Source organism: Paenibacillus sp. JJ1722, assembly GCF_048282685.1.
In the GTDB taxonomy this organism is placed as follows: Bacteria; Bacillota; Bacilli; order Paenibacillales; family Paenibacillaceae; genus Paenibacillus; species Paenibacillus polymyxa_B.
Genome location: NZ_CP182500.1, coordinates 2,390,363 through 2,411,535, shown reverse-complemented (window position 1 = coordinate 2,411,535; position 21,173 = coordinate 2,390,363). Strand labels below are relative to the sequence as shown.

General features: G+C 45.0%; 27 protein-coding genes. 4 read left to right on the top strand and 23 right to left on the bottom strand.

Annotated elements, in window-relative coordinates:
• Positions 1-62 precede the first annotated feature (62 nt).
• The 4 genes from ACM1ND_RS11010 to murI form a co-directional block, all read right to left on the bottom strand.
• A complete protein-coding gene (locus ACM1ND_RS11010) occupies positions 63-1,457 on the bottom strand; it encodes an MATE family efflux transporter (protein WP_071558827.1) in 1,395 nt (464 codons plus the stop codon).
• 71 nt (positions 1,458-1,528) lie between these two features.
• The gene (gene fosB / locus ACM1ND_RS11005; protein ID WP_023988314.1) at positions 1,529-1,951 is read right to left on the bottom strand and encodes a metallothiol transferase FosB; all 423 of its coding nucleotides are present in this window, start codon (positions 1,949-1,951) and stop codon (positions 1,529-1,531) included.
• Positions 1,952-1,965: 14 nt separating this feature from the next.
• Positions 1,966-2,814, bottom strand: a complete 849-nt coding sequence (locus tag ACM1ND_RS11000) for a phosphotransferase (RefSeq protein WP_071558828.1) — start codon at positions 2,812-2,814, stop codon at positions 1,966-1,968.
• Positions 2,815-2,906: 92 nt separating this feature from the next.
• Positions 2,907-3,761, bottom strand: coding sequence for a glutamate racemase (gene murI / locus ACM1ND_RS10995; protein ID WP_053325296.1), 855 nt, complete (start codon positions 3,759-3,761; stop codon positions 2,907-2,909).
• Positions 3,762-4,001: 240 nt separating this feature from the next.
• Between murI and ACM1ND_RS10990 the strand changes: the two genes are divergently transcribed.
• Entirely contained in the window at positions 4,002-4,628 is a 627-nt protein-coding gene (locus ACM1ND_RS10990) for an FMN-dependent NADH-azoreductase (protein WP_025723667.1), read from the top strand.
• 145 nt (positions 4,629-4,773) lie between these two features.
• Here the strand turns inward: ACM1ND_RS10990 and ACM1ND_RS10985 are convergent, their stop codons facing one another.
• From ACM1ND_RS10985 to zwf, 9 genes are all read right to left on the bottom strand, one after another.
• Positions 4,774-5,283 (bottom strand): hypothetical protein, encoded by a 510-nt coding sequence (locus ACM1ND_RS10985; protein ID WP_071558829.1) that lies wholly within the window; start codon positions 5,281-5,283, stop codon positions 4,774-4,776.
• Between the two features lie 173 nt (positions 5,284-5,456).
• Positions 5,457-5,612 carry a hypothetical protein gene (locus ACM1ND_RS10980; protein WP_023988309.1) on the bottom strand — a complete coding sequence of 52 codons (156 nt, stop codon included), beginning with the start codon at positions 5,610-5,612 and terminating at the stop codon, positions 5,457-5,459.
• Positions 5,613-6,369: 757 nt separating this feature from the next.
• The gene (locus ACM1ND_RS10975; protein WP_025723669.1) at positions 6,370-7,455 is read right to left on the bottom strand and encodes a lactonase family protein; all 1,086 of its coding nucleotides are present in this window, start codon (positions 7,453-7,455) and stop codon (positions 6,370-6,372) included.
• Between the two features lie 69 nt (positions 7,456-7,524).
• Positions 7,525-7,971: an OsmC family protein gene (locus tag ACM1ND_RS10970; RefSeq protein WP_013310026.1), complete on the bottom strand. Its 447-nt coding sequence runs from the start codon at positions 7,969-7,971 to the stop codon at positions 7,525-7,527.
• Between the two features lie 55 nt (positions 7,972-8,026).
• Positions 8,027-9,235: an MFS transporter gene (locus ACM1ND_RS10965; protein ID WP_071558830.1), complete on the bottom strand. Its 1,209-nt coding sequence runs from the start codon at positions 9,233-9,235 to the stop codon at positions 8,027-8,029.
• Positions 9,236-9,469: 234 nt separating this feature from the next.
• The gene (locus tag ACM1ND_RS10960; RefSeq protein ID WP_256703523.1) at positions 9,470-9,595 is read right to left on the bottom strand and encodes a hypothetical protein; all 126 of its coding nucleotides are present in this window, start codon (positions 9,593-9,595) and stop codon (positions 9,470-9,472) included.
• Between the two features lie 20 nt (positions 9,596-9,615).
• Positions 9,616-10,290 (bottom strand): SOS response-associated peptidase, encoded by a 675-nt coding sequence (locus tag ACM1ND_RS10955; RefSeq protein ID WP_071558831.1) that lies wholly within the window; start codon positions 10,288-10,290, stop codon positions 9,616-9,618.
• Between the two features lie 156 nt (positions 10,291-10,446).
• Positions 10,447-11,340 (bottom strand): phosphogluconate dehydrogenase (NAD(+)-dependent, decarboxylating), encoded by an 894-nt coding sequence (gnd, locus tag ACM1ND_RS10950; RefSeq protein ID WP_053325295.1) that lies wholly within the window; start codon positions 11,338-11,340, stop codon positions 10,447-10,449.
• A 54-nt stretch (positions 11,341-11,394) separates the two neighbouring features.
• Positions 11,395-12,897 (bottom strand): glucose-6-phosphate dehydrogenase, encoded by a 1,503-nt coding sequence (gene zwf, locus ACM1ND_RS10945; protein WP_023988303.1) that lies wholly within the window; start codon positions 12,895-12,897, stop codon positions 11,395-11,397.
• Positions 12,898-13,187: 290 nt separating this feature from the next.
• On the opposite strand from zwf, the gene ACM1ND_RS10940 reads away from it, so the two are divergent.
• Together ACM1ND_RS10940 and ACM1ND_RS10935 are read left to right on the top strand one after the other, a co-directional pair.
• Entirely contained in the window at positions 13,188-13,508 is a 321-nt protein-coding gene (locus ACM1ND_RS10940) for a winged helix-turn-helix transcriptional regulator (RefSeq protein WP_007430161.1), read from the top strand.
• A 142-nt stretch (positions 13,509-13,650) separates the two neighbouring features.
• Entirely contained in the window at positions 13,651-13,980 is a 330-nt protein-coding gene (locus ACM1ND_RS10935) for a hypothetical protein (protein ID WP_023988302.1), read from the top strand.
• 10 nt (positions 13,981-13,990) lie between these two features.
• Here ACM1ND_RS10935 and ACM1ND_RS10930 read toward each other — a convergent pair whose 3' ends face one another.
• The 7 genes from ACM1ND_RS10930 to ACM1ND_RS10900 form a co-directional block, all read right to left on the bottom strand.
• Positions 13,991-14,914, bottom strand: a complete 924-nt coding sequence (locus tag ACM1ND_RS10930; RefSeq protein WP_071558832.1) for an NAD(P)/FAD-dependent oxidoreductase — start codon at positions 14,912-14,914, stop codon at positions 13,991-13,993.
• A 240-nt stretch (positions 14,915-15,154) separates the two neighbouring features.
• Positions 15,155-15,757: a nitroreductase family protein gene (locus ACM1ND_RS10925; RefSeq protein ID WP_025722870.1), complete on the bottom strand. Its 603-nt coding sequence runs from the start codon at positions 15,755-15,757 to the stop codon at positions 15,155-15,157.
• Positions 15,758-15,863: 106 nt separating this feature from the next.
• A complete protein-coding gene (locus ACM1ND_RS10920) occupies positions 15,864-16,142 on the bottom strand; it encodes a hypothetical protein (RefSeq protein WP_013310018.1) in 279 nt (92 codons plus the stop codon).
• 130 nt (positions 16,143-16,272) lie between these two features.
• Positions 16,273-16,599, bottom strand: a complete 327-nt coding sequence (locus tag ACM1ND_RS10915; RefSeq protein WP_023988299.1) for a (2Fe-2S) ferredoxin domain-containing protein — start codon at positions 16,597-16,599, stop codon at positions 16,273-16,275.
• A 35-nt stretch (positions 16,600-16,634) separates the two neighbouring features.
• Positions 16,635-17,135 carry a metallophosphoesterase family protein gene (locus ACM1ND_RS10910; RefSeq protein ID WP_023988298.1) on the bottom strand — a complete coding sequence of 167 codons (501 nt, stop codon included), beginning with the start codon at positions 17,133-17,135 and terminating at the stop codon, positions 16,635-16,637.
• 23 nt (positions 17,136-17,158) lie between these two features.
• The gene (locus ACM1ND_RS10905; RefSeq protein ID WP_013310015.1) at positions 17,159-17,593 is read right to left on the bottom strand and encodes an Rrf2 family transcriptional regulator; all 435 of its coding nucleotides are present in this window, start codon (positions 17,591-17,593) and stop codon (positions 17,159-17,161) included.
• Between the two features lie 97 nt (positions 17,594-17,690).
• Complete coding sequence (locus ACM1ND_RS10900) at positions 17,691-18,068, bottom strand: DivIVA domain-containing protein (protein WP_023988297.1); 378 nt, start codon at positions 18,066-18,068, stop codon at positions 17,691-17,693.
• Between the two features lie 144 nt (positions 18,069-18,212).
• On the opposite strand from ACM1ND_RS10900, the gene ACM1ND_RS10895 reads away from it, so the two are divergent.
• Complete coding sequence (locus tag ACM1ND_RS10895) at positions 18,213-18,782, top strand: TraR/DksA C4-type zinc finger protein (RefSeq protein ID WP_418027689.1); 570 nt, start codon at positions 18,213-18,215, stop codon at positions 18,780-18,782.
• Between the two features lie 92 nt (positions 18,783-18,874).
• Here ACM1ND_RS10895 and ACM1ND_RS10890 read toward each other — a convergent pair whose 3' ends face one another.
• The 3 genes from ACM1ND_RS10890 to ACM1ND_RS10880 form a co-directional block, all read right to left on the bottom strand.
• Positions 18,875-19,879: a Gfo/Idh/MocA family protein gene (locus ACM1ND_RS10890; RefSeq protein WP_053325292.1), complete on the bottom strand. Its 1,005-nt coding sequence runs from the start codon at positions 19,877-19,879 to the stop codon at positions 18,875-18,877.
• A 19-nt stretch (positions 19,880-19,898) separates the two neighbouring features.
• Positions 19,899-20,261 carry a helix-turn-helix transcriptional regulator gene (locus ACM1ND_RS10885; protein WP_013310011.1) on the bottom strand — a complete coding sequence of 121 codons (363 nt, stop codon included), beginning with the start codon at positions 20,259-20,261 and terminating at the stop codon, positions 19,899-19,901.
• Between the two features lie 264 nt (positions 20,262-20,525).
• Positions 20,526-21,164, bottom strand: coding sequence for a CatB-related O-acetyltransferase (locus ACM1ND_RS10880; RefSeq protein WP_053325291.1), 639 nt, complete (start codon positions 21,162-21,164; stop codon positions 20,526-20,528).
• Positions 21,165-21,173: the final 9 nt, after the last annotated feature.

The window sequence follows — 21,173 nt, the reverse complement described above, 5'->3', positions numbered from 1 at the left end:
TAAAAAAAACAGACATCCTCCAATTCGCTTGAAGAATGTCTGTTGTAGAATCTCTTTCAGCCTTAGGCTGATTCCGCCTGAAGTTCAGCCTTAGATAACAGCGATTTGTGCTGCCATTTCCGCCCCTTCCAGCGTAAATAGTGGAAAATGCCTCGTACCCACTCATCGCAGGCATGTGCAATCCACACTCCCAGCACACCATATCCCATATGAATGCCCAGCACATATGCTAGCGGGATTTTAATCCCCCACATTGAAATAATGGCCATCATCAACGGGAACTGAACATCTCCCGCCGCTCGCAAGGAGTTAATGACAACATGATTAAACACTCGGCCCGGCTCCAGCAATATACAGAAGAGCAAAATTGCTGCCCCTAATTGAATGATCGCCGGCTCATCTGTAAAGATCGCCATCACTTCATATCGGAAAAAGGATACTACCACGATCACAGCAATCGTAATGACCAAAGACCATTTCAGGCTCCGTAAAAGTTGATGATAGGCCTTTTCCTTGTCTCCTGCTCCAATTAGGCGGGCAACAATAATTTCTGTCCCCTCACCTACAGCCATTCCAAATACCATAAAAAAGTACACAATTGTATTCGTATAAAAATGGGTTGCGATCGCCGTTGTACCCATAAAGCTGACAAACCGGGTCACCATCATTTGGCTAAGCTGATAAGACAACCATTCCAGCCCGGCAGGAATACCAATCTTCAGGATGGATACCAGCTTACTCCATTGAAGCTGTACATAATACCGGATGCGAATCGGCGCACTTACACGCTTGTACAGCAGTAGAAAAATCCAGACACACGCTACAGCACGGCTAATAACTGTTGAAATCGCTGCTCCCGCCACTCCCATCTGCGGCAGACCAAACCAGCCATAAATGAGCAACGCATTCCCCACGATATGCAATATATTCATACCAATGCCCACGATCATCGTATCTTTAGTAAAACCATGCGAGCGAATAACCGGACCTGCGGTTAGCATGAGCGCTTCCAGAAACAGCGAACCCCCTGCCAGCATCATATAGATTTCTGCATTTTCCTTAATCGTCGGGGTAATATGATAAAAGGATAGTAAAAAATCCCGGCTCACAATAAACATCAAACTCAGCGCCAGACCAAACACCAGATTAAAGGTTAGTGCCGAAGCCGTAACACGGCTTGCATCCACATGCTTTTGCGCCCCCAATAGCTGAGCAATGATCACACCTACACCAAGACCAAGCAGATTGAAAAGTATAATCGTAAATTCAATCAACTGTCTTGATACACCTACAGCCGATACAACCTCATCAGAAACATGGCTTAGCATGAACGTATCCACGCTACCCATCAAAATGTGAAACAACATCTCTATAAAGATCGGCCAAGTGATGGCAAAAACCGTCATCGTTTTAACGGCTTGTGCTTGCTTGGAACCGTTTTCCTGAGACAGTGACATCCTTCCGTATTCCTCCTAAATGCGACCCAATTATTACTAAATACCTACACGTCAATATCGATAACACTTACTCAATCATAAAAAGTCATATGCTTTTTATCGTTTCTATAATAGTCCAAGCGGTCCTGCAATTGTCCTGTGTGGAATTCAAACTTATGTCCGTCTGGATCTGTAAAATAGACCGACCTTTTGTCCTGTTCATTCCGCTCTCTTCCGGGCAAAATGGTGACATTAAAAGTTCTCAGCTTGTTAAGCATGCTCTCAAAATCCGCTTCCGCTACCGAAAATGCAATATGCGTATAGGATTGATGAATTTCATTTCTTGGGATATCCTCCTCCACATTGAGGGCCAGCCACATTCCCAAGCAGTCCAGGTAAGCCAACTTACGTCCTTTAACGAGCAGTTTTCCATCTAGTATATTCTGATAGAAATGTATAGACTTCTCCAAATCAGACACCGAAAAGCAAATATGATTCCACCCTTGTATGCTCATGTTCCCTATTCCTTTCAGCAAATCCTGTCTAGCCAATAGGTCCACGCTTCTATATATTGATCTAGATCTCCCGGATGATGCCGAATGCAGGTAGCAATACGAAAGTATAATCCTTGTAGTACCTCCCTGTTCAGCTCGTATTCCCCTGTCATCTCCGGCCCAAGCTTCTCTAAGGCAGGCAAAATAGTATCGACGGTCAGCCTATCGGGTGAAGAACAAAAGGCGTATATCAGATCATACAGAGGCTCTCCCACGACTGGGTCAGGATCAATAATGCCTGTCAACGTACCATTTTCGGCAAACACAAAATTATGTACTCCACAGTCACCATGAAGCAAATATTTAATATTCCGTTGCGGCGATCCGGCCACAAGGGTATGGACGAACCGATGATCCTCTGGGGGTAAAACGTCTTGTATGATCTTTTCAGATTCCTTCGTTCTGTGCAGCAGAAAATCTCTCCATTCCACAAACGGGTGGTCCGGATAACCATAACGACGTTCCTCACCAAAAGGCTTATAGTGCGAGATCACCTCCGTCGCCAGACGAAGTAACAAATCGCTTTTGTTTCGTCCATGATACTGTGTGAGCCCTGACCTAAACGTGTACACCAAATAACGGTGCAACGGATCTACATAAACCAAACGCGATAGCTTCTCAACCTGTACATAGGTATGTAAGAATTCTGCCTCGGCTTCTACGACAGCGGGATCATTTTGCTTAATCACGTATCGCGGCTTAGTTCCGTCCATGACAACAACCACTTTGCTCGAAGTTCCGCCGGTCAGCGGTTTGAGATTTCGCATATGGCTTTCAAGCACGCCCGTTTCGTGAAGCTCATTCAGGATCAGTTGAACATCCATCTTACGCCCTCCCCCCATGCGTCTGATCAACAATGCGGCTGGCGATTTGGATATTTCATTAAGATCCAACACGTTCGCCAGCCGCTCTTCTTTTAAAAATAAATCTTTTCATGCTCCGCATAGATTTCAAGCGCCCGCTCCATCTTATGCACATAGGTCTCATCCTGACTAGAACATAGAAATGTAATGTGTCCCTCCTGCGATGGACCGGATTTTGGCGAAGGCTCCAGCAAATTACGCTCAGACAACACCTGTTTCAACCGTCTAACTGTTCCCTGGCTCCCGTCAATTAACTGAATATGAGAAGGCAGTAGTTCCCTTAGAATCTCCTTATAAAAAGGATAATGAGTACACCCCAATACCACCGTACCGTATATGTCGAGATTGAACGAAGACAGCTCCCGGTTAAAATATTCGGACATTTCTGCCCGGTCAAAATTCAACTGTTCGCAATACTGTACTAACTCCGGCAGAGGTAGTGAGTCCACGCTCCCATGATCGTCAACTCTGGATACCAGCGCTGCATAACAGGATTGTTTCAAGGTCAATGGTGTGGCTAACACCAGAACTCTTTTACCATTGGATCGGTTCATCTCGACCGCTGGCTTCACTGCTGGCTCCATACCAATAATCGGAATAGGATATTCTTTCCTTAGCTCCGCAACCGCGATACTTGTAGCCGTATTGCAGGCAATTACCAATGCCTTAACATCTTCTTTTAGAATCGTTTGTACTGAAGCCTTGACATAACCAAGCACCTCTTGGGGAGTTTTCGTCCCGTAAGGCACATGAAGGGTATCCGCCATGTATACAAAATTTTCGTTTGGCAAACGTCTTAGTGCCTCGGACAATACTGTAATTCCACCCAATCCTGAATCAAAAAAACCTATCTTCAAGCTACTCACCTTTTTTCGTTCAACTATTGTGCTATATCTTGCTGGCACCATGTTCATTTTCTTCTTCGCCTACTCAAACCATTCTCTTCATTAAACTTTACATTTAAATTTTACCGCAAAACTGATATTTTGCAAAAGAAACACGTAAAATTTTCAGTGTAAAAAATAAAGTAGCTTTTCAAAGTAAATTTAATATAAAAGTGTTGACAGATATTATCTTTATATTGTAATATTACTTGGTAACTTACTAACTTAACTTACTTATTCAACTTACTTAGGGGGAAATAAATCATGTCTAAAGTATTATTTGTCAAAGCTAATGATCGTACAGCTGAAGAATCTGCAACAGTTAAATTGTATAACGCCTTCGTAGAAAGCTACAAGTCTTCCCACCCAACTGATGAAATCACTGAGCTGGACCTGTTCTCCGTCGAGCTTCCTTATTTGAACGCTAACATGATCAACGGCACGTTCAAATCCGCTAGAGGCATGGAGCTGAACGCAGAAGAAGCTCGCCTGGCAAACATTGCTAATGGCTACCTGGATCAATTCCTGGCAGCAGACAAAGTCGTATTTGCTTTCCCGCTCTGGAACATGACGATTCCAGCTGTACTGCATACGTACATTGACTATCTGAACCAAGCTGGTAAAACATTCAAATACACTGCTGAAGGTCCTGTTGGTCTCGTAACTGAAACTAAAGTAGCCCTGCTGAATGCAAGAGGCGGCGTTTATTCCGAAGGACCAGCTGCTGCAGCTGAAATGTCTTTGAACTTCATGAACAACATCTTATCCTTCTTCGGAGTGAAAGACATCGTGAAAGTTGTTCTGGAAGGACATAATCAATCTCCAGATCAAGCACAAGAAATCGTTGCTTCTGCTGTACAACGTGCAGTAGACACAGCAAAATCGTTCTAATCATATATTATGAAGAGAAGAGGATATCCGCGCCCTATATGGGCTGGATATCCTCTTTTTTTGTTATAAAGTATAAAAAAACACGTGCTCCCCTGATCTATAATCAAGTGAAAGCACGTGTTTGTGAAATGAGATTACTTCTATTTTAAGGAATGAATTGCTGCACGATTTTTATAACTTTACCCTCACGAAGCGTAATATGGTATGGAAATTGACTGAGGTCCAGAACGTCCTTTTTAGCAAAATCTTTCTCAAACTGTGCCAGAGGAATCGATTCGTTCCATTGCACGTCTGTATCTTCTATGTTACCCGTGTGATCATAAATCTGCACCTCTACTGAAGCATCTGGTGCAACCTGATACACGTCATTTTGCACGGAATTGTTTACGATGTAGTAGCCATCCGGAGCTCCATCCAATCCTGTATTTCCTTCATGCTCCACAAATGCTTTGTCAGCTGCCGCGCCTTCATACCATTCAATCGGGTCTGCCGACAAATAAATTTGTCCTTCACGAATCTCCATTTGGTTTATATATACGGTCTCCTGATTTTCAGCAGCTGCTACAGGCGTGTAGCCTTGCGCTGTTGCCCCTGCCGTCGTAATCAGCATCATCATTAAAGCCAATACGGTCCATTTCGAAGCTAGTTTCATCATGTCTGATCTCTCCTTGCCGTTTGGGTATGTACACGGTGTCTGTAAGCTTCATTACCCTTGTGTACTTATCATAAACGTTGCACGGTTAAAAAGTGTATCAGATACATAAAAAAGAAGTTACGATTTTTTAAGACTTGGTCTTAAAACTTGATAACATGTCCTATTTGTCTTTGCTATCTTAATAATCCGACCTGACGTGCCTGTTCTTCGGTGAGAATAAACTCTTCATTTTGCCATACTTCGTCCTCTTTGGTCACAGCAAACATCCCCATGATCTCTGTCCATATTCCTTTGTCGACGGCTTCCTTTTGCGTAATGATAATTTTCATTTCGTTTCCTCCTTTATATACTCTTATCGGTCTGTGAGGCCCACTTCGCGATCAGATGGTTTCTCCGATCGCTATATATTTTAATGGTTAAAATCAAGTTCCAAAGGCGAACGCTATCGCTTCTCCGAAATCCATCTGCCCGCTTCGTTACTCAGTTTATCCTTGCCATTGCTCATTTTTCATGAGTTTGCCTCTAAAAAAGCCAACGACCTAAACTAATACTTAGGCCAAATATAATACTTTTATTTTAAGCCTCTAACCCTTATATGGAACTCACAATGCTTGTCCTAGATTTGCATTATCGGATTGAGAGATTCTTGTCCCGCTTATAACATATGTACCCTTTTCCTGCCGAGATTATTCGTATCTTATTTGTAACCATAAAATTTTATATTATTTTTGTAGGTAGTGACTTCTTTTGAAATGACTAAGCCCTAAAATAAAAACGGCTGTAGGTTATCCTACGAGCCGTTTTCACTAAAAAATTTTCTATGCTTGGTTAATCTATCAGTACCATCAACATATACGTATTCATTTATTGTTTCTGCATAAAAAAATGGTCGCCAAAAGCACTAAAGCAGCGGAGAGGACGGAATTGTTCTGAAGAAGCGGAGCGTTCGCCTTTGTCCCCGGATTTCTACCCTTGAACATACAATCGAGAAATCCGGGGGCAACAGCGACCGGAAGAATGATCCGTTCTCGTAGCGGTCACAAGCCGCATACCGTTACTTAGTTACCCCTAATGTTTTCCTAATTTTTACACGGAAAAGTAAAAAGGCTGTACGCATACTGGCTTGGACACGGTTACTTGTTGCCCAGTGTAGGTCAAGCGTCCACTTGCCTTGTCCACTTTGAACGTAACAATGTTGTTGGTGTCGCGGTTGGCCACGAGCATATGGTCACCATTTGGAGTCAAAGCAAAATGGCGTGGATGCTCTCCTTCGGCAGATACATGCTCGACCAAGCTCAACTTGCCAGTTGCTCCGTCTACAGCGTATACCACAATGCTGTCATGCCCGCGGTTGGAACCGTACAGATAAGCTCCATCCCCCGAAATCGCAATTTCAGCAGTTGTGTTTTCACCTGTAAAGTCAGACGGCAATGTCGGTACGCTCTCAAGCTCAGTGAGCTTGCCAGCCTCTGCATCGTATGCAAAAGAAGTAATGGAAGAATCCACTTCGTTAATGACAAAAGCAAATTTACCATTCGGGTGGAACGTCAAATGACGTGGACCTGCACCTGCATGGGTTTTCGTTTCACCATGAAGCACCAGTTGTCCTTTGCTGTCATCAATGGTGTAAACGCGGATCAGATCCAGACCGAGATCTTGTACGAACAGGAAGCGGCCATCCGGACTAAAGAAACTGGAATGTGGATGTGGACGATCCTGACGTTCAGGATGTGCCCCTTTGCCCTCATGCTGTTTAACATCCAGCAACTCACCGATACGTCCGTCCTCGGTCAGAGATACCAGTCCCACCATACCTCCGTGGTAGCTGACTACAATAAGGTAACGATCAGATGGATCACGCTGAATGTGGCAAGTTGTTGCACCCACGTTTTCCGCACGATTCAGCAATGTAAATGTTCCTTTAACTGGGTCAATTTCGAAAGCAGAGGCTTCGCCTACTTTCGCTCCTGCAGCAGAAGTCGTCTCTCCAATGGAATACAGCTTCCGATTTTTGACGTCCACATTCAGGAATGTAGGATTTTTCAAGCCGGAGAACTCATCCTGTAGTGTAAGTGCTCCTGTCTGTTCATTAAAAGTGTACGAATAAACTCCGTTACCTTCCAATTCGGCGTAAGAGCCTGCGAATACGAGCAATTTTTGTTGTGCTGTCATGGTTGTGTCCTCCTTGGATTAAAAAAATGATGGGCAATTGGAATGATTGCTCCTGTTACAAATATCGCTTTAAGAGGCGCGCTCCACCACGGGCTCTGTGGACAACGCCACATTTCCCGCTACGGCACGCGAGATCATGCATGAGGTTTCTGCCTGCTCTGCCAGTCGCAATGCTTGTTCGATCTGCGATTCTGTCGCATCGGCGGCCAATTGAACCTGCGGACGATGCACAATTCGGCGATATGTAAAAATATTGTTCGTTACATCGACAATCCCTTCGGATTCCAGCGCCAGTGATGCCACCGGGAGACTCGCGCGCTCCATCATAGCCGCCAAAGTAATCAAATAGCAGGTAGCAGCGGCACCGAGCAGCATTTCATCTGGATTGGTGCCCACGCCAGGGCCCCCCATCTCAGCTGGGATCGAAATTGCAGTCCGCAACTGTCCAGCCTCAATACGGCCGTCGCTGTTGCGCCCCCCGTTCCAGTCTGCCTTGAGCAGAAAGGTATGCTCCATTTCAGGTCACTCCTCTCTCTTATATTATGAATCTTTACACAGGTGAATGTAAAGGTTAGTCAATCTCCTGGTTTTTGGTTTCCGTACCCAGCAACCATACAGCCGCTGCTCCGATCAAGATAGCTACGAAGAAAATCACAAAGATAGATGGTAACGCTACGCCTTGTCCTACGAGTATACCGACCGCAAAAGGCCCGATAACGCCTCCAATACGGCCAAACGCAGCCGCCATACCCACACCGGTAGAACGGACCGCTGTCGGGTACAATTCCGGAGTATAAGCGTACATGGCTCCCCAAGCACCGAGATTAAAAAAGGACAAGCAGATACCAGCAGCTAGCAGCATTCCCGCCGTTTCCGAGGTGCCGAACCAAAGGGCGGACACTGCTGTGAGCAGCAAGTAGATGATCAGTACGAATTTGCGCCCCAGCTTTTCAATTAGATAGGCGGCGGTAAAGTAACCTGGTAGTTGCGCAAGCGTCATGATCAGTACATATTCAAAGCTTTTAACCAGTTCGAAACCTTTCATAAACATAATGCTCGGTAGCCACAGGAACATGCCGTAGTATGAAAATACAACTGTGAACCATAAAATCCACAGCATCAGCGTAGACTTGCGATTGGGTCCCGACCAAATCGAAGCCAATCGTGCACGCAGCGGAAGTTTAACGCTTTGCTGCTTGTAACGCGGTGAATCATCAATAGCTCTGCGCAGATAAAGAGCGTACAGCGCAGGTACTGCGCCGAGAATAAATGCCATTTGCCAACCATACTTCGGAATAACAAAATAAGCAATAAGAGCCGAAAGGATCCAGCCTGCCGCCCAGAAGCTTTCCAGCAGGACAACCGCTCTTCCTCGTTCTTTTACAGGCACTGATTCTGACACCAGCGTCGAAGCAACAGGCAATTCCCCGCCCAAGCCTGCACCAGCAATAAAACGCAGCACCAGCAGCATTCCGAGTCCTGTTGCCAAAGCTGATAAGCCGCTGGCAATAGAAAAGATCAACAATGTCCACACTAATATGGCGCGTCTGCCGTAACGATCCGCCAAAATCCCCGCCAAAGCGGCTCCGAACACCATTCCTATCGAATTCATTGCAGTCAGCAGTCCAATTTGCTCAGATCCCAGATGCCACTCCTTTGCCAACGCTGCGACTATAAATGAAAGCAGCCCCACATCCATAGCATCAAACAACCAGCTGAGCCCTGCGCTAAACAGCAATTTTCTTTTTTTGGCTGGTGGTAATGAAGTTAATTCACTCATGATTCGCTCTCCCTTAAAAATATATCGTATGTAGACGTATATTCAGGTGTCTTGTCACCTGTAGCCTAGCATCTATTGTACCGTAAGCTTCCTTAATCTGCGAGCTTTTTAACACAGAAAAAAACGGAAGATTGCCTACGGCAATTCTCCCGCCTTCTGGAACCTGCCACTTACCGGTTTTGGACCAGACCGATGATCGTCACCATGAGCACTAGCAGCTGGATGAGTGTATCGTTACTCATTCCAATCGCCTCCATCCCACATGAGATACTCCTTCGGCCGTTTCCCCTCTCCCCGGATCATGACGCTTGTTCCCCAATACATACCTATGCAGGTGGCGGGAAGCTTATGATCAATCATGGATGAAAATCTCCATACGTTTAAGGTTTAATCCAGGACCACTGCAAATCCATTTCCTGAATACATTCACGGTTATCATGTTCATCATTGGCCACCAGTGGGGTCACTGGATAGATACTCATGTCTCCTTGCTCATACGTGCGCAGTAGAGGCAACAGCTCATCTATGTTCTGGACAGACGGGTCCAACCATGAATCTATATGATCAGCTTCCAAAATAGCCGGCATACGGGTATCGAATTCACGTATATCCGTATTGGCATGAACTGTCATCATCGTACAGGTGCGTAAAGGCTCCTTACGACTATCCTGCCATACTTCATATAGCCCCGCGACCGCAAACATCTTCTGTTCCGGCAGTACCACCCGTACAGCACACATGCGTTTACCCAATTTGCGCCAATAATAAAATCCATTGCATGGAATGATACAACGTCGGGTTTCCGCCATCTTGCGATAACTCGGATTTACCCGAACCGTATTCAAGTCTGCATTGACACAATCCTTGCCCCAGTAGGGAATAAATCCCCAGCGAAATTCATCAAGTACCCGTTCTCCATCCTGATGCAGCACAATTGGAACATGCTGAGTGGGACTCATGTTATAGCGTGTTTTGTAATAATACATCACCCGTTGTATACCAAAATGATCCCTAACCTCATTCAAATCAGCCGATAACGAAAACCTTTTGCACATATGCTATTCACCCTTCCGCCTTTTTCATCTATTGTGCGGATATACAAGGAAAAATATGCATATGCAGGTTTTGCAAACATCCAATAAACGACAAAACATATAGCAATATCCCCGCAGTTGTGAAGCTACGGGGATAGATACTAGCTTATATCGTTATTACTTCTTTTCTACCGCGTGACCGCCAAATTCATTGCGCAGCGCAGCAACCACTTTCCCGTTGAACGTGTCCGCATCAAGAGAACGGTAGCGCATCAGCAGGGACAAAGCAATGACTGGAGTTGCAGCCTGAATGTCCAGCGCTTCCTCAACCGTCCATTTTCCTTCACCAGAAGAGTGCATAACCCCACGGATTTCGTCCAGGTTTGCATCTTTGGAGAATGCCCGTTCAGTCAAGCCCATCAACCAAGAGCGAATAACAGAACCGTTGTTCCACACACGCGCTACTTGTTCATAATCAAAGTCAAAGCTGCTTTTTTCCAGCACTTCAAATCCTTCACCAATGGAAGCCATCATGCCGTATTCCACACCGTTATGAACCATTTTCAGAAAATGTCCGCTTCCGGATTTACCTGCATACAGATATCCGTTTTCCACTGCTGTGTCGCGGAAAATAGGCTCAACAACCGCCCAAGCTTCCGGATCGCCACCGATCATGTAACAAGCGCCATTGCGTGCGCCTTCCATCCCGCCTGAGGTTCCAGCATCCATGAAGCTGATACCATATTCTTGAAGACGGGCATGGCGAGCAATAGACTCTTTGTAATGAGAATTACCACCTTCAATAATGATGTCTCCTTTGGACAACATCGGTTGAAGCTGATCCAGCACAGAATCCACAATTTGGTGAGGAACCATAATCCACAATACTCTAGGGGATTGAGTTGCCTGTACAAGCTCTTCCAATGTGGAAGCACCTGTAGCTCCATAATCCTTCATTTCTTGGATGGCGGCTGCATTGACGTCGTAAGCCACAAGTTCATGCTTATGATCGATCAAATTTTTCCCGAGATTTAAGCCCATTTTTCCCAAACCAATTAATCCTACTTGCATTGTAAAGGCCTCCTGCCGTAGCAAACATATTTTGTATATACTTTCTTATTGATGTTAAGAACGAACGACTGCTTTTTCAGTGCTTTCGGACTTTTCGTCCAGCCACCATGTAAAGCCTTGCTCTTCCAACAATTGATCTGAAGCTTCTGGACCGTAAGAGCCTGCTGCATACGTATGAAGTGGAACCTCACCACGAGCAAAAGCTTCCAGTACAGGTTGAACCCACACCCATGAAAGCTCAACTTCGTTCCAATGAGCAAAAAAGGTGGAATCGCCGCGCAACGCATCAAAGATGAGGCGCTCATAGGCTTCTGGTACATCCTTGGCCTCGGAATGATAATTCATCAGAACCGTTTCCAGTTGACCAGCGTTTAACGGGTCTCTGCTATTCAGACGCAGCGTTACCTTTTCATCCGGGTTAACATGGATGATCAGCAAGTTCGGGTCAGTGGGTTGCCCTTGAGCGGCATAAGGATCTGTGCTGTCCTTTTTGAATTCCACAACGATACGAGTAGATTTTTCTTTCATGCGTTTGCCAGTACGAATATAGAAAGGTACACCCGACCATTGTTCGTTGTCAATCCATAGGCGAGCTGAAATGAAAGTATCATTTTGTGAATCAGGACCGATGTCCGGCTCTTCATTATAGGAAGGAACTGCTTTTCCGTTGATCTCACCGTTGGTATATTGGCCTCTAACCACGTTGGAAGCAATATCGGAAGGATCAAGTGCACGAAGCGCGTCCATCACCTTGCTTTTTTCATCACGCACCTGGTCAGCCGTGACATGTCCCGGCTTGTTCATAGCCGTCATCATCAACACCTGTAGCATGTGATTTTGTACCATATCACGAATAGCGCCAGAATGATCATAGTATCCTGCTCGCTCCTCCACCCCTACAGTCTCGGATGCGGTAATTTGCACATTGGCGATGTATTGATTGTTCCATATCCCTTGAAGCAATGGATTAGCAAATTTTAAGGCTTCCAGGTTTTGTACCATGGGCTTACCTAAGTAATGGTCAATACGATAAATCTCATCCTCAGCAAATGTTCTGCTCAGGCGATCATTCAGCTCACGTGCTGATTCCAGATCATGTCCAAATGGTTTTTCGATAATGAGCCGTTTCCAACCCTTTGTTTCAGCTAAACCACTCTCCCGAATATTGAGGGCAATCACATCAAAAAATTCCGGTGCCACCGATAAGTAAAACATGCGGTTCCCCGGAATTCCCAAGTCATTTTCACGTTGCTCAGCAAGCTGCAGCAGCTTTTTATAATCTTCCGGGTGGTTGACGTTCAATGCGCTGTAACGGAAAGCACTTAAGAACTGATCCATCTGTGCACGGTCTTCATTCACGTGTCTGGAAAAATCCTTAATGGATTGCTCTACATTACTTTGAAATTGCTCGTCCGCCACTTCACGACGCCCCATCCCAATTACAGAAAAGGAAGCCGGAATTTTACCTTCTACAAACAAATTATACAAGGCAGGGTAAATTTTGCGTTTCGCCAAATCCCCTGTCGCTCCAAATAAGACAAATGTCATTGAATCCATGAAATATTCCTTCTTCCCATTATAAAGATGAGGTTATTAAAAGTTACCTGAGGAATTAACGTAACCCATAATACACCCAAAATAAGGGGCAAGTCAATCAAATTTTAGCGAAATCGTGAACATTCGATATATCCTGTAATGATAACGTTTTCTGTGGTATGATTGACGAAAGGAAAGAGAAAAAACTGTTAAATATGTCACAGTTGATACAAAGCGTTATAGTTACTATTGGTATACAGAGTTACTTTTAGTATACTGTTTAAAACAACAATGAAATTGAGGGGATTCAGATGAGCGACGACAGGCAGCCTAAGCTTTTGTGCGGTAAGGTGGAACAGTCCTTTCAGATCATCAGCAAAAAATGGACCGCTCTCATCATTCATACTTTGATGGAACATCCCAAACGATTTAGTGAAATTCACGTCTCCATACCTGATCTTAGTAAACGCATGCTGAACGAACGCATCAAGGAACTAGAGCTTTCCGGCCTGATCCTTCGCAATGTCATCACAGAGCGGCCTGTGCGTACCGAGTATTCGCTGACACGCAAGGGTAAAGAGCTAGGTGATGCATTAAATGGTGTGGAGAGCTGGGCCGAGAGATGGCTTTAACCGCTAACAGGAGGTCGTCACACAGGGTCTCCTGTTATTGTGTTACCCCATGTGGATCATAATACAAACTATAGTACGAAAATAATGGAACAACCGCGCAACAGCTCATGATTTCAGAATGAGCCAAGGAAGGATGAGAACGATGGCATTTGGCATTACCCGGCAGGAGCTTATGGCCTGGAAAAGAGAGGTCAGTCGTGGTGAAATTGCTTTCCTGACACATTACTGGCTGGATGATCGCTTTCCAGGCATTACAACCGTCACCAAGGTGGGATGTTCTGATTTGGACAAGCTGCGCTTATGGTGCAACCATAACGGATTGAACCCCCAATATATTCATCAGCGTCAGCCCTATCCGCATTTTGATCTTATCGGCAACAAACAGACGGAAATTTTACGTAAGTACGGCATGAGCGATCAATTAAAACGCTTCGAACTTCAACTCCCAACGAGTACACACCCATCGTTCTAAACCGCAGCTCTCAGAGCTGCGGTTCTTTTGTTTTCATACCAGTTAATACCTTGTGTATCCAAATCGCTGACATAGCTCCTTCTCCCATCGCCACAGTCGCTTGCTCGGCATGAGCTCCTAAGTCCCCGGCTACCCATACATTTTCCACATTTGTCATTTTGCTGCGAGGATGAGTCTCAATATGCTTATTATGCAGCAGATGTACACCCAGTTGCTCCGCCAGCTCTGAATGAACGTGATTGCTGCCAAAGGCTAAAAAGCCCCGCTCTGCTCGAACCACATGTCCATCAGCCAGCCGCACTCCTTCAAAACAGCCCCATTCTCCGGTTATAATCTCTGAAATGGCTGCTTCCTTATAGCCAATCCCTTTTTCCCGCAGCTTTACGATCAGCTCGTCCGGCACCTCTGAACGCTCATGATTGACATAAACAAGTTGATCGGTGCGCGCTGATAAAGTCAGAGCCATGGAAGCTCCTGCTTTGCCTGCCCCCATAACGACCGTGCTGCGATCCTGAACCTCATAACCGTCACAATCCGGGCACACATATACACTGTTGCCCAAGCAGGCTTGTAACCCATCCAGCTTTGGAAAACGGTCCGTTAGCCCTGTCGCCAACAGCAGCGTTTTTGACGAATAGACGGATCCTGCATCCACTTGAATGTCAAAAAGCTCATCTCTTTTGGCGGCTTTTGCCGCCTTCCCTTCAACAAATTCAGTACCTAGTTTCGTGGCTTCACTACGTCCAAGCCGTCGCAGCTCTTCACCAGAAATTCCGTCAGGAAAGCCCAAAATATTATGATACTGGTGGCACAGCGTAGATCGACCATAGCCCGAATCTATCACTAGAACTCGATGACTGCTGTATCTCCCCAATTGAATCGCTGCTTGCAATCCGGCAATTCCCCCACCAACAATAATGCAATCATAGTTCATCACTTTTCCTCCTTTGAATGCGCGTTATCCTAGACATCTGCATAAAACCGCAATAACACCAATGTAAACTTCTCATCCAATTTTAAACATAATATCACCCACTAACGGATGAATTAACCCCTGTGTCCGTACATATCAAAGCTTATATGCCTTAAAAATGGAATGACAAAAAGCACTGTGGATACCCACAGTGCTTTACCAAGTCGAGCCTGAATCGTCATTTTATCGTGAAAATTATAATTATTTAAATGTTTTTACTCGTTCTTCAACAGGCTGGAATTCTTTTTCACCTGGTTGGAATGTCGGTTTACCAAATGGCATTTCAGCAATCAGTTTCCAATGCTCAGGAATGTTCCATTCGTTTTTCACTTTTTCATCAATCAATGGGTTGTAATGCTGAAGGGATGCCCCCAGTCCTTCTTGCTCCAGAGCCGTCCATACTACCAATTGCAACATACCATTAGATTGGTTGGACCAGATTGGGAAATTGTCCGCATAGGCTTCAAATTGTTGCTGCAGACCAGCTACCACGTTATTGTCTTCAAAGAACAAGACTGTTCCGTATCCGCTGCGGAAACCGTTCATTTTCTCGGCAGTAGACTTGAATTGCTCCTCATTGCCTACAACCTCACGCAAAATATCTTCTGTAATATTCCACAGTTTATCATGATGCTCTCCGAGCAACACTACAGCACGTGAAGTTTGGGAGTTGAAAGAGGTAGGTGTATACTTAACAGCTTCCTCTACAATCTCTTGAATCCGTTGGTCAGAAATGACCTGTTCTTTGCTAATACCATAATAGGAGCGTCTGTCTTTCAGAGCTGTGAAGAAGTCTTTAGCCATTTTGTTACCTCCTGAGAAAAATTAATTACTTTTCGTAACTTAATATACATTACATATATCTTAAAGTCAAGAGATTTCTTTTTAAATATTACCAGTTAGTTGATGATTATACGCCACCATTATATTTTTTCTCACTGGAAGAGGTGTGCTTGGTTGCATCCTTGTCTCTCTCCTCCTGCCTTTCCATCTTCAAATCCTCTACGGGAATGGCGTCTACCGTCTGCTCAATCTCAAAACGGTCAAACAAGCTTTCCTGCTCTGTCGGATACTGCTCTGCATGATCTCGATTGATCGACTGTTCCTGATGTTTAGACTCCGTTGTTCCTTTCCCCGTCTGTCCTTTCTGCTCATTCTGATCGTGCAGGTTATCTTCAAATGGGGCCATTTTACTTCCCTCCCTATCGGATTGGTGTTCACAGTATACTTTTACCTTTCACATCGAGGATTAAACGCAAAAAAGAGAAAATCTCCGCAAAGATTTTCTCTACTCATGTTCTTATAAATGGTTGATTGGATTATTCCGAGCTGGATTTACCTGTACACTCATGAAAAAGATGAGGTTCCAGCTTCTCTCCCGTTACGAGCTTCTGCACCAGTTGAGTCCCCGAGTCGGGGGTCATTTGACCATACCAGTCCCCTTGAGGATATACGATCACAACCGCAGCATCATGACAACGCCCATTACAGCGAGTTCTGGTCGTGTGAATATATGCTTCTGCATTTTGTTTACGAATTTCATCCCGAATTGCCTGTGTAACTTCTTCACCCTCATGTCGCATACATGTGCCTCCATTGCAGATCAACACATGATGCTTCATTGGTTCTAATTCAAAAATGGCCATAGCTTCCCCTTTAATCAACAGTTGTTGGTTTTAAATCAATGTTTATCTGGATAAAGAACAAGCTGTGCTTCCATCTGACCAGCTTCAATCGTCAGCACGATAAATGAATATTCGTCTTCGCCGCGTTTGTCCGTCGGAGACCCCGGATTAAGGACAAGCTGACCGTCAATCGTTTTGACCACCGGAATATGCGAATGTCCATAAATCAGGCAATCCAGCGTTTCTCCCTTAAACGTATTCAATGCGATATTTTCTGTCGTTCCTCGCCAGCCGTGACCGTGAACCATACCGATCCGCTTGCCTTCAACTTCAACGATTCGCTGATAGCCTAAACGCTCCACGATGTCCATTCCATCATTGTTTCCGGCAATGCCTTGCACAGGCGCAAATTCAGCTAGACATTCATATACGAACCAATCCGTCCAGTCTCCGGCATGGAGAATGAGGTCACTGCCTTTTAACTCCTGTACAAGCCGACTAGGCAACGCTTTGCTTCTATGCGGCATATGAGTGTCTGAAAGTACGATGATTTTCATATAAATTCTCCTTACCAGCGTCTTTACACGGATGAACTTTGTTGCCCCACGCGCTGCTGAAGTGCCTGCTCCAGATCTCGCAGCGTAACGGTCTCGAAAAACGCCTGTATTTTCTGCTCTGCCACGGTATATAAACCATCCAATAATGCGTCTATGTTCCTGCCTACCTCACAATTATGATTGCTGTCGGTATGGATGGCGAACAACGGACCTTCATCCTTGGTCGCCTCATAGATCATTTTCAGATTGATGTTTGAACTGGACATGCTTAGACGAAAGCCGCGTGCTCCAGGCGACGAATCCACCAAACCCGCTTGTTTGAGTCGGCTCATAATCCTTCTCACAACTACTGGGTTTGTATTGATGCTGGAAGCAATAAGTGACGATGTCATTCGCTCCGGTGCCCCTTCAGCCAGAAGAAGCAGACAATGGATACTAACGGAAAAATGGGTACTCATGTTAACCACCTTTATGTGTGTGCCTCATTAAATGTTTGGAAAAATGCTTGTTTCCATCATACCACAATAGAGGCACCAACACAGTGCTTACTGCACCTTACTCCGGAAAATAGTCATTTTCAGGACGTACTCGCACTTTTAATTGGCGTACACTATATTCCAACTGCTTAACGATATCCTCCAGTTGACGACGGTCCAGTCCATTAAGGTCGGCCGCAGGCTTGGGTGCATTTTTCAAATCACGTATGGTTGCCTGCTGCTCCTGCCACTTGTCCATCAGGTCGGCTATATTCGCATAAAAGCGTTCATAATCCTTGATCACTTCATCCAGAAAGGCATCCACCTCGTCCGGATCATAGCCGCGCATTTTATTCTTAAACTGTTTCTCATGAATGGAGAGCGCGTCCAGCTGAATGCCCAGTTGTTTAAACAACTGCTTTTGTTTATCCAGACGACGCTTCATATGTTCATCCATCGGTTATTCCCTCCTTAACACACTATTCTTTTTATATCACATTCTAGGCTGGGAATAAAAGTCTCTGCTGATTGCCCGGCCCTATGAACGGGTATAAAAGAGCATACGTGTCACTTATACAGACCACGAAGGGGAGAGATGATCATGAACCATTTGAACGATTCGCAGCTTGCAGAGCTGAAACATATGTTGCTGGAGCAGAAAAAGGATTTAGAAAAGCATTTTGAACAAAACGGTCAGGAAAACGCTCAATTGGGAGAAACACTGACAGATTCCACAGGTGAGCTCTCGTCCTATGATAACCACCCCGCTGATATAGGGACAGAAACCTTTGAACGGTCCCGTGATCTGGCGATTAATGATTCGCTGCAAGACGAGCTGGAGCAAGTCAATGCAGCACTTCAACGGATGAAGGATGGGACGTACGGAATATGTGTGGCGAGCGGGGAAGAAATTCCTTTTGAACGGTTGCAAGCCATTCCATATACAGCCTATACAGTCGAGCACACGCCAACTCGAGAATTATCGAATGACCGTCCTGTAGAGGAACAGGTCATGACTCCGCCGCCCAAGGGTGCAGGTGAGGTTCGCCAACGGAATGCAGAACGATTTGACGATGCGGGCGCATGGGACGCCATGGAGAAATACGGTACATCGAACTCGCCTGCAACTGCCGCCAAGCGTGATGTCACTGATTATGATGAAAATATGTAATGCTATATGCTTATGTATTCGTTCATCTAAAAAAGCAGCTTGTCCTTTGGACAGGCTGCTTTTTATGTCTTTACGGGAATACAGTGATCCCGTTATCCAATTTCTATCCGTTTCCGACTGCGAGCTGACTCAATACAAGCATCGATTACCTTCATATTGCTCACCGCATCTTCTGGCTCATACGGCAACGGGACACCGTCAAGCACCGCTTTAGCAAAAGCATCCGCTTGCAGTTCAAAGGAATTAAAACCTTTCAGACGTTCCTCACGCGTGACCGAACCGACGTGGACGAAAATTTGCGGTACAACAGACGTTCTTTCCCAACCGAACATTTTGGGCATCGCAATCGTACCCTTGCTACCGAGAATTTCCATGTTGGAACGATTAGCTGCCCACATGCCACAATCGAAAGTAAGGTTGACTCCACCCGGAAATTCCAGCAAACCGGAAGCCATCATATCGACGTTGTCATGCTCTGGGGAAAATAAGGCATGTACCGTCACTGCCTCCGGTTCCCGATCCAAATACATACGAGCGGCTGATATCGGATAGACGCCCACATCATATAGCGAGCCGCCGCCCATGTTTTTATTAAAGCGCACATTATCTGCCTGATCGGTATTGTTAAACGTAAACGTGCAATGAATGCCGCGAATGTCACCAATTTCCCCACTATTGATAATTTCCTTAATTCTTCGATGTTTGGGATGATAGCGATACATAAAAGCCTCTGCAAAGATCACTCCTGCATGTTGACATGCTTCGATCATGCGACTTGTCCCGGCCGAGCTAAGAGAAGATGGTTTTTCACACAAAACGTGCTTCCCAGCCTCCGCTGCCCGAATGGTCCACTCTTCATGCAGATGGTTCGGCAACGGAATGTACACCGCTCCGATTTCGGGATCAGCCAACAGTTCATCATAGCTTCCATAACTTTTCGGAATATCGAACTCCCGGGCGGCCTCAGCGGCTTTATCCGCATTACGACTAGCAATCCCAAGCACTTCTCCGCGTTCGGATTGCTGAATTGCCGGAATTACAGCGATTTGGGCGATCTCCGCAGTGCCTAAAATTCCCCATTTCAGCTTTCTACCCATCATTCTCATCCTTTCGTGGTTAGGAATAGTTGTCTTGTTCCGCTTTATGCAGCATACCTAAGCAACGGTCCAAATCGGCTTTGACCTGCTTCTTGTACAATCGGGCTTTCTCCTCCCCATCATCTGTAAAGTGATAGAGTACAATCTCCTGAAAATCCACGCGCGGGTCTGTTCCTTTCAATCGCTTGGTACGGTAAAAAACACCTTCCTGTACCAGCTCATGCAGCGCCCGGTAAACCTCGCTCTGAGGCGGAACATACCCAAAGCCACTAAACTCATCTTTCATCGATTCGAGCATCTGATATCCATAACCGCGATGCCTCTCCACCATTGTGATCAGATAAATTTTGATAAAAGCCCGCTGGGATATCATAAACGCCATTTCACAGCCTCCTCCACACCTTATTCGTGCACCTTATCTTCCATTATAAACCACTCTGCGTCCATACACTATTTCCTTTGATGATATGAGAGCGTATGAGAACCCTTCATCTCTTGTGACCTGTTTTAAGATGGCGAGAGATATAGAATGAGGCGATATAGAGTAGTGTGCGAAGCGCTGAGAAATGATTTTATTGTTTTTGCTATTATGAATTTTTCATATGTTGAAATAATATAACTAAAGCTAAAAAAATAGAGTTACAGATTACGAAGACTGGATTAATTGTTTTAAGGCCTCCGTATCGTTACTTGTCAAAACAGGAATATATTCTGTTATTTTTTGGATGTCCCAGTCCCACCATTTCAGGGTTTGGAGCATAGCTATAGTTTCCTCATCAAACCGATAACGAATTAACTTCGCAGGATTTCCTCCTACAATGGAATATGGCCGAACATCTTTAGTCACCACGGCGTTTGACGCAATGATCGCGCCATCACCAATTTGAACTCCGGGCATAATGGTAGCGTTGTAACCAATCCAAACATCATTTCCAACCACAGTGTCCCCTTTGTAGCCCCCACTTAAATTGGGTAAACCAACTTCCCAATCTCCGCCAAACGCTCCAAAAGGAAAAGTCGTAAATGCATTTGTATTATGATTAGCACCATTCATAATAAATTTGGCTTTGGCTGCAATCGCACAAAACTTACCAATCTTTAATTTGTCCCCTATAAAATCAAAATGATAAAGGACATTTTTCTCAAAATCCAAAGGGTTATCATTATCGTCATAATAGGTATAATCCCCGATTTCGATATATGGATTAACCACTACATTGTTCAAAAAACACAGACTTCTAATATTTTTCATCGGAAAAACGCTTCTTGTATCTGGACCACTCATTTTGCGACC

Coding starts and splice junctions, on each gene's coding strand:
- ACM1ND_RS11010 (WP_071558827.1), bottom strand. CDS start 1,457: ATGTCACTGTCTCAGGAAAACGGTTCCAAGCAAGCACAAGCCGTTAAA.
- fosB (WP_023988314.1), bottom strand. CDS start 1,951: ATGAGCATACAAGGGTGGAATCATATTTGCTTTTCGGTGTCTGATTTG.
- ACM1ND_RS11000 (WP_071558828.1), bottom strand. CDS start 2,814: ATGGATGTTCAACTGATCCTGAATGAGCTTCACGAAACGGGCGTGCTT.
- murI (WP_053325296.1), bottom strand. CDS start 3,761: ATGGTGCCAGCAAGATATAGCACAATAGTTGAACGAAAAAAGGTGAGT.
- ACM1ND_RS10990 (WP_025723667.1), top strand. CDS start 4,002: ATGTCTAAAGTATTATTTGTCAAAGCTAATGATCGTACAGCTGAAGAA.
- ACM1ND_RS10985 (WP_071558829.1), bottom strand. CDS start 5,283: ATGATGAAACTAGCTTCGAAATGGACCGTATTGGCTTTAATGATGATG.
- ACM1ND_RS10980 (WP_023988309.1), bottom strand. CDS start 5,612: ATGAAAATTATCATTACGCAAAAGGAAGCCGTCGACAAAGGAATATGG.
- ACM1ND_RS10975 (WP_025723669.1), bottom strand. CDS start 7,455: ATGACAGCACAACAAAAATTGCTCGTATTCGCAGGCTCTTACGCCGAA.
- ACM1ND_RS10970 (WP_013310026.1), bottom strand. CDS start 7,971: ATGGAGCATACCTTTCTGCTCAAGGCAGACTGGAACGGGGGGCGCAAC.
- ACM1ND_RS10965 (WP_071558830.1), bottom strand. CDS start 9,235: ATGAGTGAATTAACTTCATTACCACCAGCCAAAAAAAGAAAATTGCTG.
- ACM1ND_RS10960 (WP_256703523.1), bottom strand. CDS start 9,595: ATGATTGATCATAAGCTTCCCGCCACCTGCATAGGTATGTATTGGGGA.
- ACM1ND_RS10955 (WP_071558831.1), bottom strand. CDS start 10,290: ATGTGCAAAAGGTTTTCGTTATCGGCTGATTTGAATGAGGTTAGGGAT.
- gnd (WP_053325295.1), bottom strand. CDS start 11,340: ATGCAAGTAGGATTAATTGGTTTGGGAAAAATGGGCTTAAATCTCGGG.
- zwf (WP_023988303.1), bottom strand. CDS start 12,897: ATGGATTCAATGACATTTGTCTTATTTGGAGCGACAGGGGATTTGGCG.
- ACM1ND_RS10940 (WP_007430161.1), top strand. CDS start 13,188: ATGAGCGACGACAGGCAGCCTAAGCTTTTGTGCGGTAAGGTGGAACAG.
- ACM1ND_RS10935 (WP_023988302.1), top strand. CDS start 13,651: ATGGCATTTGGCATTACCCGGCAGGAGCTTATGGCCTGGAAAAGAGAG.
- ACM1ND_RS10930 (WP_071558832.1), bottom strand. CDS start 14,914: ATGAACTATGATTGCATTATTGTTGGTGGGGGAATTGCCGGATTGCAA.
- ACM1ND_RS10925 (WP_025722870.1), bottom strand. CDS start 15,757: ATGGCTAAAGACTTCTTCACAGCTCTGAAAGACAGACGCTCCTATTAT.
- ACM1ND_RS10920 (WP_013310018.1), bottom strand. CDS start 16,142: ATGGCCCCATTTGAAGATAACCTGCACGATCAGAATGAGCAGAAAGGA.
- ACM1ND_RS10915 (WP_023988299.1), bottom strand. CDS start 16,599: ATGGCCATTTTTGAATTAGAACCAATGAAGCATCATGTGTTGATCTGC.
- ACM1ND_RS10910 (WP_023988298.1), bottom strand. CDS start 17,135: ATGAAAATCATCGTACTTTCAGACACTCATATGCCGCATAGAAGCAAA.
- ACM1ND_RS10905 (WP_013310015.1), bottom strand. CDS start 17,593: ATGAGTACCCATTTTTCCGTTAGTATCCATTGTCTGCTTCTTCTGGCT.
- ACM1ND_RS10900 (WP_023988297.1), bottom strand. CDS start 18,068: ATGGATGAACATATGAAGCGTCGTCTGGATAAACAAAAGCAGTTGTTT.
- ACM1ND_RS10895 (WP_418027689.1), top strand. CDS start 18,213: ATGAACCATTTGAACGATTCGCAGCTTGCAGAGCTGAAACATATGTTG.
- ACM1ND_RS10890 (WP_053325292.1), bottom strand. CDS start 19,879: ATGGGTAGAAAGCTGAAATGGGGAATTTTAGGCACTGCGGAGATCGCC.
- ACM1ND_RS10885 (WP_013310011.1), bottom strand. CDS start 20,261: ATGGCGTTTATGATATCCCAGCGGGCTTTTATCAAAATTTATCTGATC.
- ACM1ND_RS10880 (WP_053325291.1), bottom strand. CDS start 21,164: ATGAGTGGTCCAGATACAAGAAGCGTTTTTCCGATGAAAAATATTAGA.